This is a genomic window from Nocardioides caricicola, assembly GCF_039541135.1.
Lineage (GTDB): Bacteria > Actinomycetota > Actinomycetes > Propionibacteriales > Nocardioidaceae > Nocardioides > Nocardioides caricicola.
Window position 1 is genome coordinate 347091 of sequence record NZ_BAABFQ010000008.1, and the last position, 17611, is coordinate 364701.

16 protein-coding genes are annotated in these 17611 nt (G+C 72.3%); 8 read left to right on the forward strand and 8 right to left on the reverse strand.

The window, feature by feature from the left end:
* Positions 1-78 precede the first annotated feature (78 nt).
* The 3 genes from ABD875_RS19275 (at position 79) to ABD875_RS19285 (ending at position 2912) form a co-directional block, all read left to right on the forward strand.
* A complete protein-coding gene (locus ABD875_RS19275; protein WP_345181243.1) occupies positions 79-1224 on the forward strand; it encodes a sensor histidine kinase in 1146 nt (381 codons plus the stop codon).
* Entirely contained in the window at positions 1221-1898 is a 678-nt protein-coding gene (locus ABD875_RS19280; protein WP_345181245.1) for a response regulator, read from the forward strand. The genes ABD875_RS19275 and ABD875_RS19280 overlap by 4 nt, the downstream gene beginning before the upstream one ends.
* Positions 1899-1973: 75 nt before the next feature.
* Entirely contained in the window at positions 1974-2912 is a 939-nt protein-coding gene (locus ABD875_RS19285; RefSeq protein ID WP_345181247.1) for a DMT family transporter, read from the forward strand.
* Here ABD875_RS19285 and ABD875_RS19290 read toward each other — a convergent pair.
* The 3 genes from ABD875_RS19290 to ABD875_RS19300 all read right to left on the reverse strand — a co-directional run bounded on the left by ABD875_RS19290 (position 2896) and on the right by ABD875_RS19300 (position 5101).
* The gene (locus ABD875_RS19290) at positions 2896-3402 is read right to left on the reverse strand and encodes a type III secretion system chaperone family protein (RefSeq protein ID WP_345181249.1); all 507 of its coding nucleotides are present in this window, start codon (positions 3400-3402) and stop codon (positions 2896-2898) included. The two genes, ABD875_RS19285 and ABD875_RS19290, sit on opposite strands and share 17 nt — an antisense overlap.
* Entirely contained in the window at positions 3399-4664 is a 1266-nt protein-coding gene (mshA, locus tag ABD875_RS19295) for a D-inositol-3-phosphate glycosyltransferase (protein WP_425576198.1), read from the reverse strand. Before mshA ends, ABD875_RS19290 begins: the two co-directional genes overlap by 4 nt.
* 71 nt (positions 4665-4735) lie before the next feature.
* Positions 4736-5101, reverse strand: a complete 366-nt coding sequence (locus tag ABD875_RS19300; RefSeq protein ID WP_345181251.1) for a hypothetical protein — start codon at positions 5099-5101, stop codon at positions 4736-4738.
* 37 nt (positions 5102-5138) lie between these two features.
* Between ABD875_RS19300 and ABD875_RS19305 the strand changes: the two genes are divergently transcribed.
* Positions 5139-5900, forward strand: a complete 762-nt coding sequence (locus ABD875_RS19305) for an SDR family oxidoreductase (protein WP_345181253.1) — start codon at positions 5139-5141, stop codon at positions 5898-5900.
* Between the two features lie 13 nt (positions 5901-5913).
* Positions 5914-6603, forward strand: coding sequence for an aspartate/glutamate racemase family protein (locus ABD875_RS19310; protein ID WP_345181255.1), 690 nt, complete (start codon positions 5914-5916; stop codon positions 6601-6603).
* Positions 6604-6624: 21 nt separating this feature from the next.
* Here ABD875_RS19310 and ABD875_RS19315 read toward each other — a convergent pair whose 3' ends face one another.
* The 3 genes from ABD875_RS19315 to ABD875_RS19325 are packed head-to-tail and all read right to left on the reverse strand — an operon-like array spanning position 6625 to position 12655.
* On the reverse strand, positions 6625-10296 hold the full coding sequence (locus ABD875_RS19315) for a hypothetical protein (protein WP_345181257.1): 3672 nt from the start codon (positions 10294-10296) through the stop codon (positions 6625-6627).
* 54 nt (positions 10297-10350) lie between these two features.
* On the reverse strand, positions 10351-10824 hold the full coding sequence (locus ABD875_RS19320) for a PPOX class F420-dependent oxidoreductase (RefSeq protein WP_345181259.1): 474 nt from the start codon (positions 10822-10824) through the stop codon (positions 10351-10353).
* Positions 10825-10840: 16 nt separating this feature from the next.
* Positions 10841-12655, reverse strand: a complete 1815-nt coding sequence (locus ABD875_RS19325) for an NHL repeat-containing protein (protein ID WP_345181261.1) — start codon at positions 12653-12655, stop codon at positions 10841-10843.
* A gap of 59 nt (positions 12656-12714) precedes the next feature.
* On the opposite strand from ABD875_RS19325, the gene typA reads away from it, so the two are divergent.
* The 3 genes from typA (at position 12715) to ABD875_RS19340 (ending at position 16060) form a co-directional block, all read left to right on the forward strand.
* Positions 12715-14604 (forward strand): translational GTPase TypA, encoded by a 1890-nt coding sequence (gene typA, locus ABD875_RS19330; protein ID WP_345181263.1) that lies wholly within the window; start codon positions 12715-12717, stop codon positions 14602-14604.
* A gap of 105 nt (positions 14605-14709) precedes the next feature.
* Positions 14710-15048, forward strand: a complete 339-nt coding sequence (locus ABD875_RS19335) for a hypothetical protein (protein ID WP_345181265.1) — start codon at positions 14710-14712, stop codon at positions 15046-15048.
* A gap of 7 nt (positions 15049-15055) precedes the next feature.
* Positions 15056-16060: a TIGR03617 family F420-dependent LLM class oxidoreductase gene (locus ABD875_RS19340; RefSeq protein ID WP_345181267.1), complete on the forward strand. Its 1005-nt coding sequence runs from the start codon at positions 15056-15058 to the stop codon at positions 16058-16060.
* Here ABD875_RS19340 and ABD875_RS19345 read toward each other — a convergent pair.
* Together ABD875_RS19345 and ABD875_RS19350 are read right to left on the reverse strand one after the other, a co-directional pair.
* The gene (locus ABD875_RS19345) at positions 15997-16707 is read right to left on the reverse strand and encodes a hypothetical protein (RefSeq protein WP_345181269.1); all 711 of its coding nucleotides are present in this window, start codon (positions 16705-16707) and stop codon (positions 15997-15999) included. The two genes, ABD875_RS19340 and ABD875_RS19345, sit on opposite strands and share 64 nt — an antisense overlap.
* A gap of 15 nt (positions 16708-16722) precedes the next feature.
* Positions 16723-17607: an LLM class flavin-dependent oxidoreductase gene (locus ABD875_RS19350; RefSeq protein ID WP_345181271.1), complete on the reverse strand. Its 885-nt coding sequence runs from the start codon at positions 17605-17607 to the stop codon at positions 16723-16725.
* Positions 17608-17611 lie beyond the last annotated feature (4 nt).

Genomic DNA, 17611 nt, shown 5'->3' on the forward strand with positions numbered 1-17611 from the left:
GCGTGAACGCGGGGTGAACGTTGCGAAGCCCGGCCGTCTCGGACGAACTCCTGATGAAATGGCTCGTACGATTCAGCTGTGGATGCGACGACGCAGGCGTTCCTCGCCGCGCTCATCGGCGCCGTCGTCGCAGGCGGCGCGGTGCTCGCGTGGCACCTCAGCGACCGCCAGCAGCACCAGACGCCGGTGGCCGAGGAGCCCGTCGTCCCCGTCGGCGTCGCCGCGGTGCTCTCGGTCCTGCGCAGCAGCGCGGTCGTGGTCGACGACGACGACGTCGTCCTCAAGGCATCGGCGCCGGCGTACTCCATGGGCCTGGTGCGCGGCACGTCGCTGAACTCCGACGAGCTCGAGGACCTCGTGCACCAGGTACGCCGCGACGGGCAGATCCGCGAGACCGAGCTGCTGATGGCCCGCCCCGGCGTACCCGCGCGCCACGTCACCGCACGGGTCGCGCCGCTCGGCACCCGCCTGGTGCTCGCGCTGGTCGAGGACCGCACCCGCGAGCGCCGCGTCGAGGCGGTACGCCGCGACTTCGTGGCCAACGTGAGCCACGAGCTGAAGACCCCCGTCGGCGCGATCCGGCTGCTCGCGGAGGCCGTGCACGACGCGGCCGGTGACCCCGAGGCCGTGAAGCGCTTCTCCAACCGGATGCTGACCGAGAGCGACCGGCTCTCCCGGCTGGTCCAGCAGGTGATCGAGCTGTCGCGCCTGCAGGGTGACGAGCCGCTCGAGCAGCCGATGCCGGTCGACCTCGACGACGTCATCAAGGTCGCGGTCGACACCAGCGCGATCGACGCCGACTCGAAGCGGATCTCGATCGTGGTCGGCGGCACGCCGCACCTGTCGCTGTTCGGCAACGAGGAGCAGGTCACCGCCGCGGTCGCCAACCTCGTCGCCAACGCGGTGTCATACTCCGAGTGCGACGCCACCGTGCTGGTGTCGACGAAGGCAGACGACGACATGGTGGAGATCTCGGTCGTCGACCAGGGGATCGGGATCCCGGCCGGCGAGATCGACCGCATCTTCGAGCGGTTCTACCGGGTCGACCCGGCCCGGCACCGATCGACCGGTGGGACAGGGCTCGGACTGTCGATCGTGAAGCACGTGGCGGCCACGCACGGCGGAGACGTCCGGGTGTGGTCCGTCGAGGGCCAGGGGTCGACGTTCACCCTGACCCTCCCCCGCTACTTTCCGGCCCGAGGAATCCAGGAGGATGGCCGATGACCCGCATACTCGTCGTCGAGGACGAAGAGAGCTACAGCGACGCGCTCGCGTACATGCTGCGCAAGGAGGGCTACGAGGTCGCGATCGCAGCGAACGGCAACGACGCGCTCACGGAGTTCGACCGCAACGGCGCCGACATCGTGCTGCTCGACCTGATGCTGCCCGGGCTGCCGGGCACCGAGGTGTGCCGCCAGATCCGGCAGACGTCCAGCGTGCCGGTGATCATGGTCAGCGCGAAGGACGACGAGGTCGACAAGGTGGTCGGGCTCGAGCTCGGCGCCGACGACTACGTCACCAAGCCGTACTCCCCGCGCGAGCTGGTCGCGCGCATCCGCGCCGTGCTGCGTCGCGGGCAGGAGCCCGACCTCGCGCCGCCGACCCTCGAGGCCGGACCGGTGCGGATGGACGTCGAGCGGCACGTCGTGACCGTCGGCGGCGAGACCCAGCGGCTGCCGCTCAAGGAGTTCGAGCTGCTCGAGCTGTTCCTGCGCAACCCGGGCCGGGTGCTCACCCGCGGCCAGCTGATCGACCGCGTGTGGGGCTCCGACTACGTCGGCGACACCAAGACCCTCGACGTGCACGTGAAGCGCCTGCGGGCCAAGATCGAGCCGGACCCGGGCGAGCCGAAGTACCTCGTCACGGTCCGCGGGCTCGGCTACAAGCTCGATCTCTGAATCCTGGCCGGAAGTCGCGCATAGTCGTCCGAAACCCGCGTGCCGGGTGTCGGTGGTGATCCCTACGCTGGCTTCGTGACGAGTACGACGACCCCGCCGGAGACCTCCGAGAGCATCCAGCCGGCCGGGTGGCTGCCGCTCGCGGCCGTCGGGGTGACGCTGGTGTTCTGGGCGTCGGCGTTCGTCGCGATCCGCTACCTCGGTGACGACTTCTCCCCCGGCGCGCTGTCCCTCGGCCGGCTGCTCGTGGGGGCGCTGTGCCTCGGCGTCGTCGCGCTCAGCCGCGGCCTGCCGCGCCCGACGGGCCGGCAGTGGGTCTCGATCGTCACGATCGGCGTGCTGTGGTTCGGCGTCTACAACGTGGCCCTGAACGCCGGCGAGCGCCGAGTCGACGCCGGCACCGCGGCGATGCTCATCCAGGTCTCGCCGGTGCTGATCGCCGTGCTCGCCGCGATCTTCCTCAACGAGAAGTTCACGTCGTACCTCGTCGGCGGCCTGGCGCTCGCCTTCGCCGGCGTCGGCCTGATCAGCTTCTCCGGCTCCGAGAGCTCCGACCACGACGTCGTCGGCGTGGCCCTGTGCCTGCTCGCGGCGTTCGTCTACTCGATCAGCCTGATCCTGCAGAAGCCGCTGGTGGCCAAGCTCCCCGCGATCCACGTGACCTGGCTGGCGTGCACCGTCGGCGCGATCGTGTGCCTGCCGTTCCTCGGCCAGCTCATCGACGAGGCCCGGGACGCGCCCGCCTCGTCGAGCCTGTGGCTGGTCTACCTCGGCATCTTCCCGACCGCGATCGCGTTCACGACCTACGCCTACGCCCTGCGCCACATGAGCGCGAGCAGCCTGGGGGTCACGACGTACCTGGTCCCGCCGATCACGATCGCGATGGGCCTGGTGTTCCTCGACGAGGCGCCGCCCACGATGGCCTACGTCGGCGGTGCGCTGGCGCTCGTCGGCGTGGCGGTCGCCCGGCGCAAGCCGCGGACCCGCGCCCAGGAGGTCAGTCCGCCGGCCTAGGCTCCTCGCCCGACTCGAGCCAGCCTCGGAACGCCTCCAGGTTGGCGGTCGACTCGCCGCGCAGGGTGCGCCACTCCCACTCCTTGCGGATGGAGGAGGCGAAGCCGAGCTCGAGGATGGGGTTGAACGACTCGTCGGCGTAGGTGAGCACCGAGCCGAGGAGCCGGTCGAGCTCGTCGGGCGTGACGGCGGCGAGCGGCAGGCGCGCGTCGAGGTAGATGTCGCCGAGCCGGTCGATCGCGAAGGAGACGGCATACATCCGCAGGTTCTTCTGCAGCAACCACTCGTAGACGCGCTCGTGGTTCTCGTCGGGCTTGCGGCAGACGAACGCGTGCACACCGAGGGCGTGCGGGCCGACGTCGAGACGGACCGCGGTCTGCAGCTTCTTCTCGCCGGGCAGGGAGAACGAGAACACGCCGTCCGAGAGCTCGTCGTACTCGATGTCGTTGGCGGCGAGGTGGTCGCGGACGACCTGCGCGGCGTCACTCACACCGGTGCCTTCAGGTCGGCGCGGGCGCGCTCGTAGACCTCGAGCGTGCGCTCCGCGGTGCGGTCCCACGAGAACGACCGGGCCTGCTCGAGGGCGCCGGCCTCCAGGCGCACCCGCAGCCCATCGTCCTCGACCACGCGGGACAGCGCGTCGGCCCAGGCGCGGGGCTCGTGCCCGTCGACGAGCAGTCCGCTGCGGCCGTCGCGGACGACGGTGGTGAGGCCGCCGACGGCCGCGGCGACGACCGGGGTCCCGGTGGCCTGCGCCTCGACGGCGACCAGGCCGAACGACTCGTTGTAGGACGGTACGGCGACCAGCGTGGCGGCGGCGCACCACCGGGCCAGCTCGTCCTGGGCGACCGGCGGGACGAACCGCACGACCCCGTCCGGCCCGTCGAGGCGCAGCTCGGTCGCGAGCTGGGCGAGCGACTCGGGGTGCTCGAGCCCGCTGCCCGACGGACCACCCACGATCGGGACGACCAGCCGGGAGCGCAGCTCCGGACGGCGCTCCAGCATCACCGCGACCGCGCGCAGCAGCACGTCGGGCGCCTTGAGCGGCTGGATCCTGCCCGCGAACATCAGCACCGAGGCGTCGACGGGGAGCCCGAGCTCGGCGCGCGCCGCGGCCTTGTCGCGCGGGCGGAACACGTCGAGGTCGACGCCGGGGTGCACGACCTCGACCCGCGAGGGCTCCGCGTCGTACAGGTTGATCAGCTGCTTGGCCTCGATGTCGGTGTTGGCGATCAGCATGTCGGCGGCCTCGACGACCTGCTCCTCGCCGATGATCCGGGCGGTCGGCTCGGGGCAGTCGCCCTCGGCGAGCGCGTCGTTCTTGACCTTCGCCATCGTGTGCATCGAGTGCACCAGGGGGACGCCCCAGCGGTCCCGCGCGAGCGCGCCGACCTGGCCGGAGAGCCAGTAGTGGGAGTGCACGGCGTCGTAGTGCCCGACCGGCTGGCCAGCCTCGGCGCGCAGCACCTCACGGGCGAACACGCACAGCTGCCCGGGCAGCTCGTCCTTGGCCAGGCCCTCGAACGGGCCGGCGTGGATGTGGCGCACCTGCACGCCGTCGTACGCAGACACCACGGGCTCCAAGGCGGACGACGTCGCGCGCGTGAAGATGTCGATCTCGACGCCGCGGGCGGCAAGCCGCTTGGCGAGCTCGATGACGTAGACGTTCATGCCACCGGCGTCACCGGTGCCTGGCTGGTCGAGCGGGGAGGTGTGGAGGCTGATCATCGCCAACCGCCGGATGGGGTCCACTCGCCGCGCTCCTCTCGCTCGTCGGGTCCAACCTGGGACAACACGACTGTTCCCGGTCTGATTCCCGCCAGTCAGCGAGCGTGCGATCCGCTAGGGGCACGTTCCGTGCGGACCAGCGCCACGAGCGAGACGAGGACCGCGACGGCACCGAACCCGGCGTACGTGAGCTGGTCGTCGGTGGTGCCGGTCACGAGCGAGACGAGGGAGCCGACCAGCACGGTGAAGCAGACCGCGACGACCACCCGCAGCCAGGTCGCGCTGCGGCTGACGAGGCTCGCGCCGGCGACCAGTGTCGCCATCGCCAGCAGGAAGACGCCGATCCACGTGAGCGTGTCGATCAGGACGGGGCGGGCGTCGGCGCGGTCGAAGACCAGGACGGATATCCACGCCAGTCCACCCACCAGGCCGGCCAGTGCGGCCGTGATCCGCAGTCCCACGCGAGGCAGTGTGCCATGGGTCGCGCAGAATGGGCGCGTGACCTCGACCCCTCCTGCCACCCGCACCGCCGTCGTGACCGGAGCCAGCAGCGGGATCGGCGCCGCCACCGCGCGCCACCTCGCCCGTGCCGGCTACCACGTGTTCTGCGCGGCCCGCCGCGTCGACCGGATCGAGCAGCTCGCCGCCGAGGTCGGTGGTACGCCGGTCGCGTGCGACGTCACGGACGAGGCGTCGGTCGCCGGGCTCGCCGCGGCGGTCGGCGGCCGGCTCGACGTGCTGGTGAACAACGCCGGCGGCGCGTTCGGCGGAGCCACCCCGGTCGCCGAGGCCGACAGCGACGCGTGGCGGCGGATGTACGACGTGAACGTGATCGGCCTGATGCAGGTGACCCGCGCCCTGCTGCCCGCGCTGGTCGCCAGCGGTGACGGTGTCGTGCTCAACGTCGGCTCGACCGCCGGGCGGATCGCCTACGAGGGCGGCGCGGGCTACACGGCCGCCAAGCACGGCACCCAGGTCGTCAACGAGACGCTGCGCCTGGAGCTGTTCGACCAGCCGGTGCGGGTCATGGAGATCGCGCCGGGCATGGTGAAGACCGAGGAGTTCGGACTGGTCCGCTTCGACGGCGACGAGGAGAAGGCGATGGCGGCGTACGCCGGGGTCGCCGAGCCCCTCGTCGCCGACGACGTCGCGGAGGCGATCGCGTGGATGGTCTCCCGTCCCTCGCACGTCAGCATCGACGAGCTGGTGATCCGTCCCAAGGCGCAAGCGGCCCAGCACAAGGTCCACCGCGTCTTCTGAGAGAGTGACGACCATGCAGACCATCGGACTCGTCGGCGGGATGAGCTGGGAGAGCAGCGCCGCCTACTACGAGGGACTCAACCAGGGCGTCGAGCAGCGGGTCGGCGGGCTGTCGTCCGCGAAGACCGTGCTCGCGTCGGTCGACTTCGCGGAGGTCACCGCGCTGCAGCAGGAGGAGCGCTGGGACGACGTCGCGTCGATCCTCGTGGGCGCGGCCCGCGGTGTCGAGGCGGCCGGTGCCGACTTCCTCCTGCTCTGCACCACGACGTTCCACCGGGTCGCCGACCAGGTCGCGGACGCCATCGACATCCCGCTGCTGCACCTGGCCGACGTGGTCGCCGACGCGTGCAAGGCACAGGGCCTGACCGAGGTCGGCCTGCTCGGGACGACGTTCGCGATGTCGCGGTCGTTCTTCCGCGACCGGATCGCGCAGCACGGCCTGACCGTGCACGTGCCGGACGCGCGGCACCACGAGACCGTGAACCGGGTGATCTACGACGAGCTCGTCCACGGCAAGGTCCTCGACGGCTCGCGCCGCACCATGGTCAGGCTGATCGACGAGCTCTGGGACGCCGGCGCCGGTGGCGTGATCCTCGGCTGCACCGAGCTCGAGCTGCTGGTCCGTCAGGCCGACGCGGACATCCCGGTCTTCCCGTGCACCACGCTGCACGTCGCGGCGGCGCTCGACCGCGCCCTCGCCTAGCCCCCGGCGTCAGTTTCGGCGTCAGTTTCGAAGGCCGGCGCCGGCCGGCCGCCCGGTGCAGCACAGCCCGGTGCCGTCCCCGACGACGACGGCCGCCGAGGCCGCGTCGGTGCTGCCCGACGAGTTCGATGCCCGCACGACGCACGACAACGCGGTGCGGACGTCACCGGCCGCCACGACGTACGTCGACGAGGTCGCCGACCCGATCGCCACGCCGCCGCGGTACCACTGGAAGCCGTAGTTCACGCCCACCCCGGTCCACGACCACGTACCCGGGCTGCACGTCAGCACCTGGCCGACGGCCGCCGCTCCGGTCACCGACGGCGGAGTCAGGTTGACCGGAGCCGTCGAGCCACCGCCGCCTCCACCGACGACGACGGACCCGGACGCCGCGTCGGTGCTGCCCGAGGAGTTCGACGCCCGCACCACGCACGACAAGGACGCACCCGCGTCACCGGCGGCCACGACGTACGTCGACGAGGTCGCCGACCCGATCGGCACCCCGCCGCGGTACCACTGGAAGCCGTAGTTCACGCCCACCCCGGTCCACGACCACGTACCCGGGTTGCACGTCAGCACCTGGCCGACGGCCGCCGCTCCGGTCACCGACGGCGGCGTCAGGTTGACCGGAGCCGTCGAGCCACCGCCGCCTCCACCGACGACGACGGACCCGGACGCCGCGTCGGTGCTGCCCGAGGAGTTCGACGCCCGCACCACGCACGACAACGACGCACCGGCATCGCCGGCGGCCACGACGTAGGTCGACGAGACCGCCGACCCGATCGGCACCCCGCCGCGGTACCACTGGAAGCCGTAGCCGGTCACCGTCCCGGTCCAGCTGCCCGGGTTGCAGGTCAGCACCTGGCCGACGGCCGCCGCTCCGGTCACCGACGGCGGCGTCAGGTTGACCGGAGCCGTCGAGCCACCGCCGCCTCCACCGACGACGACGGACCCGGACGCCGCGTCGGTGCTGCCCGAGGAGTTCGACGCCCGCACCACACATGACAACGACGCACCGGCGTCGCCGGCGGCCACGACGTACGTCGTCGAGGTCGCCGACCCGATCGGCACCCCGCCGCGGTACCACTGGAAGCCGTAGCCGGTCACCGTCCCGGTCCAGCTGCCCGGGTTGCAGGTCAGCACCTGCCCGACCTCGGGGGTCCCGGAGATCGACGGCGACGCGGCGCTCACCGGCGCTCCCGGCCCACCTCCACCGCCGCCGACGGTCAGCGCGGCCGAGACGGCGTCGGTGCTCCCTGCGCTGTTGGTTGCGCGCACCGAGCAGGACAGGGCGGCACCGGAGTCGGCCGCGGTCACGAGGTAGGTCGTCGACGTCGCCGCGCCGATCTGCACACCGCCCCGGAGCCACTGGAAGGCGTAGGTGGTCACCGTCCCGGACCAGGTCCCGGGGTTGCACGTGAGCACCTGCCCCACAGCGGGGGTGCCGGAGACCGACGGGGCGACCGTGCTCACCGGCGCCGTGCTGCCCCCACCGCTGCCGCCGATCGTCACCGCCGCAGAGGCGACCTCGACGGTGCCGGAGCCGTTCGCGGCCCGCACGATGCACGAGACGGCGGCGCCGGCGTCGGCAGCGGTCACCCGGTACGTCGACGACCCGGCCCCCGCGATCTCGGCGCCGGAGCGCAGCCACCGGAACGTGTAGCTGATGCCGCTCCCGGCCCAGATGCCCGAGCTGCAGTTCAGCAGCTGCCCGACGGCCGGGGTGCCGAGGATCCTCGGGGCCGAGGTGTTGACCGGACCCCCGGTGGCGCCGACGGTGACGGCTGCCGAGACGACCTCGGTGGTGCCGGTCGCGTTGGTGGCGCGGACCGCGCAGGACAGCGCGGACCCGCTGTCGGCCGCGGTCACCGTGTAGGTCGACGCGGTCGCGCCCGCGACCGCCGCTCCCCCGCGGCGCCACTCGTACGAGTAGCCGGTCGCGCCCGTCCACGTGCCCGTGGTGCAGAACAGGTTCTGGCCGACCGCCGCGGACCCGATGATCGCCGGAGGGGCCGTGTTGACCGGGCCGTTGACGCCCGACCCGCCGCCCCCGATGGTCACGGCCGCGGACACCGCCTCGGCGCTCGCCGTGCCCACGGTCGCGCGCACCGCACAGGTGAGCGCCGTACCGCTGTCCGCAGCGGCCACGGTGTAGGTCGCGCCGGTGGCCGACGGGATCGCCACCCCGCCGCGTCGCCACTGGAAGCCGTAGGTGACACCGGTCCCGATCCCGGTCCAGGTGCCCGTGCTGCAGGTGAGCACCTGCCCGACCGCCGGGTTGCCCCCGATCGACGGTGCCACGGTGTTCACGGGGCCGGTCCCACCGGGCCCGCCGGAGCCGCCGCTGCCGACGGTGACCGCGGTCGAGGTCTTCTCCGAGGTGCCGGAGCCGTTCGTCGCGAAGACCGTGCACGACAGCTCCGCGCCCGCGTCGGCGGCGTCGACCGTGTACGTCGGCGAGGTGGCCGAGGTGATGACGGTGCCGTTGCGCTTCCAGCGGTAGGCGTAGGAGAGCAGGTCGAAGGGTCCGCTCACCGACCAGGTGCCCTGGCTGCAGGTCAGGACCTGACCGACGGCGGCGTTGCCGGAGATCACGGGCGGGGTGAGGTTGGCCGGCCCCTGACCGGTGCCGCCGCCTCCGCCGCCGCCACCGCCGCCGCCACCACCGCCACCACCACCGCCACCACCACCGCCGCCACCGCCGCCACCGCCCGCAGCACCGGCGCGGACGCCCTTGCTCCAGTACGTGTAACCGCCGGTGTCCCAGCGCTGCACCCGGTGGTTGTCGGTGTCGGCGATGAAGAGGTTGCCCGACAGGCCGCTTCCGTCCTGCTCGTGCTGGGCGATCGCCGTGGGGCCGTCGAGCCGGCCGGCCTGGCGCCCGGCGCGCGGACCGTGGCCGAGCTCGCGGTAGACCGAGAAGTGGTTGTTGGTGTCGGCCAGGTAGACCGCGTTGTTGGCCGCGTCGGTGACCGTGAGCTGGCCGTACTTGTCGACGGCGATGCCGCTGGGCGCCGGCTTCTTGCCGCCGCGCGGCCGGTGCAGCTTGAACACGTCCACGGGCTTGGAGGTGCGGCGCAGCGACGACGCCTTGTACGCGAGGACCTGGCCGCGGTCCGGGACCGCGACGTACAGCATCGCGCCGCGGCCGTTCTGCGGGGTGCCGTAGGCGACGCCGCGCGGGAAGTCCCGGCCCGGCAGGTTGACCGTGGTCTCGAGCGCGCCGCGGCGGGAGTAGACCGAGACCGACGGGTGGCAGCGGTTCGCGACGAAGACCCGGCCCGACGCCGAGGTGATGCCGCCGTAGCGGTGGGCGGGGGCGTTGTTGCCGCAGCTGCGCTGGGGCTTGTGGTCGTGCTGCGCGAGCAGGCGGCCGGTGCGCGAGTAGAGCGCGAACTCGGTCTCGAAGTCGACCCAGATGTCGTTGTCGACCGTGACGAAGATGCCGTCCACCGGCTCGTCCGAGTGCAGCGCGATCGAGCCGCGGTTGCCGCCCTTCGCGCTCAGGCGCTGCAGCTTGCCGCCTCCGGCGAACCCGACGTACGTCGTCCCGTCGGACGCGACGCCGATCGCGGTGGGCCGGTCCAGGGTCGCCGCGGCGGCTGGTTCAGCGGTCGCCAAAGTCGCGGTCCCGAGCCCCGCGATGATCATGGCTAGGCCGAGCATGCGGCCCAGGGGGGCGTAGCCGCGCACGCGCAGAGGGTAACGGGAGAGACGCCTGGAGCCTGGGGGGACTGGACCGGTGGGCTAGCCCGCGGGAGCCCGGTCCGGCGGGAACCCGCCGGTGGCGACCGGACCCCAGGAGGCGACCTCGATCCGGATCAGCGACTTGCCCTGCCGGCGCATCGCATCGCGGTACTCGTCCCAGTCGGGATGCTCGCCGGCGATGCACCGGAAGTACTCGACCAGGCCGTCGTCGGCCTCCGGCGAGGGCATGTCCAGGACCTCGGCGGTGCCGTCGACCTGCACCCAGGCTTCGTCCCAGTCGTCGGAGAGGACGAGGACGGACGCGGCCGGGTTGCGCCGGAGGTTCACGGCCTTCGCGCGGTCGGGGTACGTCGAGATCACGATGCGGCCGGCTGCGTCGACGCCACCGGCGACCGGTGACAGCTGGGGGCGCCCGTCGGACCTCGTGGTCATCAGCACCAGGTGGTGCCGGCTGCGGACGAAGTCGAGCAGCTGGTCACGCTCGACGCGGTCGTTGGTGGCGATCCGGGGCATACCGCCACGGTAGCCACTACCTCCGCGGCCGGACCGACCCCGAGCTCGCCGCCGCCGATCCCGACGGGTTGGTGCCGGTGACCAGGCAGGTGAGCCGGTGGCCCAGGTCGTCGCCGAGCACCTGGTACTGGTCCTTCTCCGAGCCGCCGAGCGGGTTGCCGTCGCGGCGCCACACGTAGGTGAAGACCGGGGCGTTGTCCCACGACCCGGGGTCGCAGAAGAGGACCTTGCCGAGCTTCGCCGTGCCGATGATGCGCGGCTTCTTCGTGTTCCTCGGCTGCCCGACGTGACCGCCCGCCTGGCCCTCCACGTCGACGGGGTCGCTGATCGCGACCTTCCCGGTGCCGTTGCGGTTCACGGCCGCCACCCGGCAGGTGAGCTCGTGGTAGACGTCGTTGTCGGTGACGAGGTACTCCGGGGCGTTGGTGCCGGGGAGCAGCTGCCCGTCGCGCAGCCAGCCCCGGACGTAGCGCGTGGGCTCCGGCCCGGTCCAGGTGCCGTTGGTGCACCGCACGACCCCTCCGGAGCCGACGTCGCCCCGGATCCGCGGCCGCTCGAGCACGAACGGCGGCGAGCTCGGCCCGGCGATCGGGAACACCTCGCTGGTGGACGGCGCCGACCGGGCGCCGGACGCGCTGCTCGCGGTCACCTGACAGGTCAGCTCGGCGGCCACGTCGCGGGTGGCGACCGTGTAGGACGCCGCCGTGGCGCCGGGGATCGGCAGCCCGTCGCGCATCCAGGCGACGTCGTACGCCGCCGCTTCCTCGCTCCACGTGCCGAGGTCGCACGTGAGCTCCTTGCCGGCGTACGGCTTGCCGGTCACGGCAGGCAGCGCGACGTTGACCGGACCGTCGGGGTCGCCCGGCGGCAGGGCATCGGCCATCCAGTCAGTGGTCCCGATGTGGTCCCAGTGCTGGATCCGCCCGTTGCCGGAGTCGGCGACCCAGAGCCCCTGCTTGAAGCTGCCGTCGGCGTTGTCGACCGCGGTGACGCGGTCGACGAAGCCCCGGTCCGAGGCGGGGTCCGGCCCGTGCCCGAGGGTCCGGTAGTACCAGTAGTTCTCGGGGCCGTTGTAGAAGTGCAGCGCGTTGTTCTCGATGTCGACGACACCGAGCTGGCCCTTCTCGTCGGCGGTCAGGGCGCCCGGCTCGGGGTCGCGGAACCCGGGGAACCGCTTGATCACCAGGGTCCGGTCGGGCGTGGAGCCCGAGCGCAGGCGCGCGGTGTCGTAGGCGTAGACCTTGCCGGCGTCCGGCACCGACACGTACATCCGCGCGGGCAGCCCCTTGGCCGCCGGAGCCAGGGCGACGTCGCGCGGCAGCGCCGTGCCCGGCAGGTCGATGCTGGTCTCGAGGTCGCCGTCGTGGTCGTAGACACCGACGGTGGCGACGCAGCGGCCGGCGACGTAGACGCGGTCCTTGGTCACCTCGATCCCGCCGAACCGGGTCGGGTCGTGCGCGGCGTTGACCGGGCACGTGCCGCCCTGGAGGTCGAAGTGGTCCAGCAGCGTGCCGTCGGGCCGGAGGTGGGACACGCTCGCGCCGTAGTCGACCCAGATGGTGCCGTCGGAGCCCACGTCGAGGGCGGTGACCGGGTCGTCGTCGCGGTCGAGCGGCACGGAGCCGGCGACCGCGCCGTTGCGGTCCAGCTTCAGCAGCCGGCCGCCCGTGGCGTAGCCGACGTACGACGCCCCGTTGTCGGTCGCGGCCACGGCGATCGGGCGTCCGGTGGTGACCGCGGAGGCGGGCTGGGAGGGCAGCGCGACGAGGCCTCCGACGACCAACGTCGTCGCGAAGCCCCCCATCAGCGCAGCACGCAGCGCTCCCCCCACGTTTCGAGGGTAATCGGCGATGCGGGTCGGCGCGGGCGAAACAACTAGACTCGATCCTCGTGCCTACCACTCGCAGCGATCTCCGCAACGTCGCCATCGTCGCCCACGTCGACCACGGCAAGACCACCCTCGTCGACGCGATGCTCCGGCAGGCCGGCGCCTTCACCGAGCACCAGGCCGAGAGCGTCGCCGAGCGGGTGATGGACTCGGGCGACCTGGAGCGCGAGAAGGGCATCACGATCCTCGCGAAGAACACCGCCGTGCACTACGCCGGACCGGCCGCCGACGGCAAGCCGATGACCATCAACATCATCGACACCCCCGGCCACGCGGACTTCGGCGGCGAGGTCGAGCGCGGCCTGTCGATGGTCGACGGCATCGTGCTGCTGGTCGACGCGTCCGAGGGCCCGCTGCCGCAGACCCGCTTCGTGCTGCGCAAGGCGTTGAACGCCGACATGCCGGTGATCCTGGTCGTGAACAAGACCGACCGTGGCGACGCCCGGATCACCGAGGTCGTCGACGAGACCTACGAGCTGTTCATGGACCTGCTCGACGAGCACCACAGCCAGGACGCGCTCGACTTCCCGGTCGTCTACGCCTCCGGCCGCGCAGGCGTCGCCGCGCTCGAAGCGCCCGAGAACGGCGAGCTCCCGGACTCCCCCGACCTCGAGCCGCTCTTCAAGACCATCCTCGAGACGATCCCGGCCCCGACGTACGACGAGGGCGCACCGCTGCAGGCGCACGTCACCAACCTCGACTCCTCGCCGTTCCTCGGCCGCCTGGCGCTGCTGCGCATCAAGCAGGGCAACCTGAAGAAGGGGCAGACGGTCGCGTGGATCCGCCGCGACGGCGAGATCAAGAACGTCCGCATCACCGAGCTCCTCGTCACCGAGGGCCTCGAGCGCAAGCCCGGCGAGTCCGCCGGACCCGGCGACATCGTCGCGGTCGCGGGCATCCCCGACATCACGATCGGCGAGACGCTGGCCGACCCGGAGAACCCGGTCGCGCTGCCGCTCATCCACGTCGACGAGCCGGCGATCTCGATGACCATCGGCACCAACACCTCGCCGCTGGTCGGCAAGGTCAAGGGCGGCAAGGTCACCGCACGCCTGGTGAAGGACCGCCTCGACAGCGAGCTCGTCGGCAACGTGTCGCTGCGGGTCCTCCCGACCGAGCGCCCCGACGCGTGGGAGGTCCAGGGCCGCGGCGAGCTGGCGCTGGCGATCCTCGTCGAGCAGATGCGGCGCGAGGGCTTCGAGCTGACCGTCGGCAAGCCGCAGGTGGTCACCAAGGAGATCGACGGCAAGGTCCACGAGCCCGTCGAACGGCTGACCATCGACGCTCCCGAGGAGTACCTCGGCACGATCACCGAGCTGCTCGCCTCCCGCAAGGGCCGCATGGAGCAGATGACCAACCACGGCACCGGCTGGGTGCGCATGGAGTTCCTGGTCCCGGCGCGTGGCCTGATCGGCTTCCGCACCGAGTTCCTCACCGACACCCGCGGCACCGGCATCGCGCACCACATCTCCGAGGGCTACGAGCCGTGGGCCGGCGAGATCCGCTCGCGCGCCTCGGGCTCCCTGGTCGCCGACCGCAAGGGCGCGGCCACGGCGTACGCCATGACGTCGCTGCAGGAGCGCGGCGTGATGTTCGTCGAGCCCACCACCGAGGTCTACGAGGGCATGATCGTCGGCGAGAACTCGCGCGCCGACGACATGGACGTCAACATCACCAAGGAGAAGCAGCAGACCAACATCCGGTCCGCCACCTCCGACAACTTCGAGAAGCTGGTCCCGCCGCGCAAGCTGTCGCTGGAGCAGTGCCTGGAGTTCTGCCGCGACGACGAGTGCGTCGAGGTCACCCCGGACGCCGTGCGCATCCGCAAGGTCATCCTCGACGCCAACGAGCGCGCGAAGATCGCGAGCCGGGCGCGCAAGGCCGCCAAGTAGCCGCCACGTAGTCGTCGAGAGACGCGAAACGGCCCCTGGGACAGCGTCTCGGGGGCCGTTTCGCGTCTCTCGACGGCAAAGCCGGCCACGGCGTACGGTCGAGGCATGGGGGACCTGACGGGTGACCAGCTGTTCGTGCTCGTGCGGGACACGGCGTTCGTGCTGCTCTGGGCGACGGTCGCGCTGGCCGCGACCCGGCGGCTGCACGACGGCGGTGGCTGGGCGCCGCTGGCGGTCCTCGGCTCGATCCTGCTGCTCGCGTCCGCGGGCGTGAACCTGGTGCAGTCGAAGTTCCTCTTCGTCGACCACGACCCGTCGCTGACGCTGACCCTGGCCGACTGGCACCTGCTCAAGCTGCCGACGGTGATCACCCTGCTCGGCGGCGTGCTGCTGGCGAAAGCGGTGCTGGCAGATCGCCCACGGCGGGCCGAGCCCCTGCCATGATCACCCCGTGCTCCTCGACGTCCAGCTCGACGCCCGCCCTGACCTCGCTGCCGACCGCGCCCGGGAGCTGACCGCCACCGGCGTCGCCGGGCTGTTCACGTTCGAGGGTCCCCACGACGTGTTCCTGCCGCTCGCCGCCGCTGCGGGAGCGGTCGAGACGGACCTGATGACGAACGTCGCGATCGCGATGCCGCGCAGCCCGATGCACCTCGCGCACACGGCGTACGACCTGCAGCTGATGTCCAAGGGCCGGTTCCGGCTCGGGCTCGGCTCGCAGATCCGGCCACACATCGAGAACCGGTACGGCGCGACCTGGTCGCCGCCTGCCGCGCGGATGCGGGAGATCGTCTCGGCGGTGAAGGCGATCCTCACCTCGTGGCAGGAGGGCACCCGGCTGGACTTCCGCGGCGAGTTCACCCGGCACACGCTGATGCCCCCGACGTTCGTCCCCGGCCCCAACCCGTACGGCGTCCCGCCCGTGCTCCTCGGCGCCCTCGGCCCGCTGATGACCAGGACCGCGGCCGAGGTGGCCGACGGCCTGCTGGTGATGCCGTTCCACAGCCACCGGCACTTCCGCGAGCGCACCCTGCCCGCGCTCGACGAGGGCCTGGCCAGGTCCGGACGGACCCGGGAGGGCTTCGCGGTGCTGCCGCAGGCGATCCTCGCGATGGGCCGCACCGACGAGGAGCTCGCGACGGCGTCCGCGGGCGTGCGCGGCCTGCTCGCGTTCTACGGCTCGACGCCGGCGTACCGCTCCGTGCTCGACGTCGAGGGCTGGGGCGACGTGCAGCCCGAGCTGAACCGGCTCTCGAAGGTCGGGGACTTCGGCGCGATGTTCGAGCTCGTCACCGACGAGATGCTCGAGACGATCGCGGTGCGCGGCACGCCGGAGCAGTGCGCGGCCGAGCTCCACCGCCGCTTCGGCGACGTCGCGGAACGGGTCTGCGGCTACTTCCCGGGGTACGACGCCGCCCCGGGGCACGTGCGCGACCTGGTCACCGCGCTCAGCTGAACGGGCTCGGCTGAACGGGCTCGGCTGAACCGGCGGCGCGGCGGCGACGTCACGTGCACGGCGATGCCGGCGAAGCCCAGGACGAAGAACAGGATCGCCGCCTTCGCGACCGCGTCCGGCAGCACGCTCGACAGCGGCAGCGTCAGCACGTGCGCGAGCAGGGCGAACGGCACCCAGCGCGGCACGGTCCGCGCTCGCAGGAGGGCGATGCCGAGCAGCAGCTCGCCGAGGTAGAGGCCGCCGATCCAGACGGAGAGGAACACCGTCAGGCCGGCTTCCGTGGACGCGGCCTCGAGCCCGGACTCCCGCAGCGCGTCGGCCTGCACCAGCGACCGGACGAACGTCATCAGCATCGCGAACCCGGCGGTGCCGATGAAGCCGAGCTCGAGGAAGATCCCGCTGACCAGGCCCAGGACCCAGCCGCGTCCGGGGAACAGCGTCAGGACCGCCGGGAAGCCGAGCGTGAGGAACACCGAGGACAGGAAGAAGACCGCCGCGGCGGCGAGCCACTGCCCGCCCTGCTCCTCGACGATGCGCAGCGTGTCGCCGGCGTCGTCGGTGGACGGCAGCAGGAACGACCCGAGGCACAGGGCCAAGGCGCCGGTCAGCAGCAGAGCCGCCGATACCGGCACCCAGTCCATTCGCACGAGGACACCGTAGGGTCAGGAGATCAGCTCTGCGACCCGAACGACCTGAGAAGGATCTGATCCGGTCGGGATCAGCTGCACCTCGTCGGCGCCGAGGTCCTCGATCCGCCTCAGCTGGTCGCGCAGCTCCGCCTCGGTCCCGGCGAACCCGGCGGTCGCGGCGAGGGCGTCGACGTACTCCGGCGGGATCCAGTTCATGTAGTGCCGCAGGTGCCGGTGCACCTGCTCGCGCGCGCCGTCGCCGAGCGCGAACCAGAACGACGTCGTGACCCGCGGGGCCGGCCGCCCGGCCTCGCGCCAGGACTCGCGCGTGAGCGCGAACAGCTCGGCCATCTGGGCGAGGTCGAGGTCGAGCGACATTCCTGCGAGCCCGTCGGCCCAGGCCGACGCGGCCCGGATGGTCCGGGGGCCGAGCGTGCCCACCAGGATCGGCGGCCCGCCCTCCTGCACCGGCGGCGGACCGACCGGCCGTACGGCGTCCACGACGTGCTCGCCCGCCCACACTCGGCGCATCGTGGCGACCCGCTCGGTCATCCCGGCGATGGTCTTCGTGCTCGGGTCGGCGCCGGCCGCGCGGTAGTCCTCGTCGCGACCACCCACGCCCACGCCGACCGTGAGACGCCCGCCGCTGAGCCGGTCTCCGGTCGCGAGCGCCTTGGCCAGCGGCACCGGGGCGTGCAGCTGCGGCACCATCACGGTCGTCACCAGGCGGACCCGCGAGGTCCACGCGGCCACCGCACCGAGCAGGGTCGGGGCGTCGGGGTTGTCGAACGCGAGCCGCTCCCCGAAGCACAGCGACGAGAACGGCCCGGAGTCGATCGCGCGCGACCACTCCTCCAGCGTCCCGTCCTGGGCCCACAGGTCCGGCTCCATCACCGGCAGGGTCATCCCAACGTCCACGGGA

Bases quoted from the DNA above. Each gene is read 5' to 3' on its own strand.
- ABD875_RS19320 (WP_345181259.1), bottom strand. From the start codon at position 10,824: ATGCCCCGGATCGCCACCAACGACCGCGTCGAGCGTGACCAGCTGCTC.
- ABD875_RS19335 (WP_345181265.1), top strand. From the start codon at position 14,710: ATGGGGGACCTGACGGGTGACCAGCTGTTCGTGCTCGTGCGGGACACG.
- ABD875_RS19280 (WP_345181245.1), top strand. From the start codon at position 1,221: ATGACCCGCATACTCGTCGTCGAGGACGAAGAGAGCTACAGCGACGCG.
- ABD875_RS19310 (WP_345181255.1), top strand. From the start codon at position 5,914: ATGCAGACCATCGGACTCGTCGGCGGGATGAGCTGGGAGAGCAGCGCC.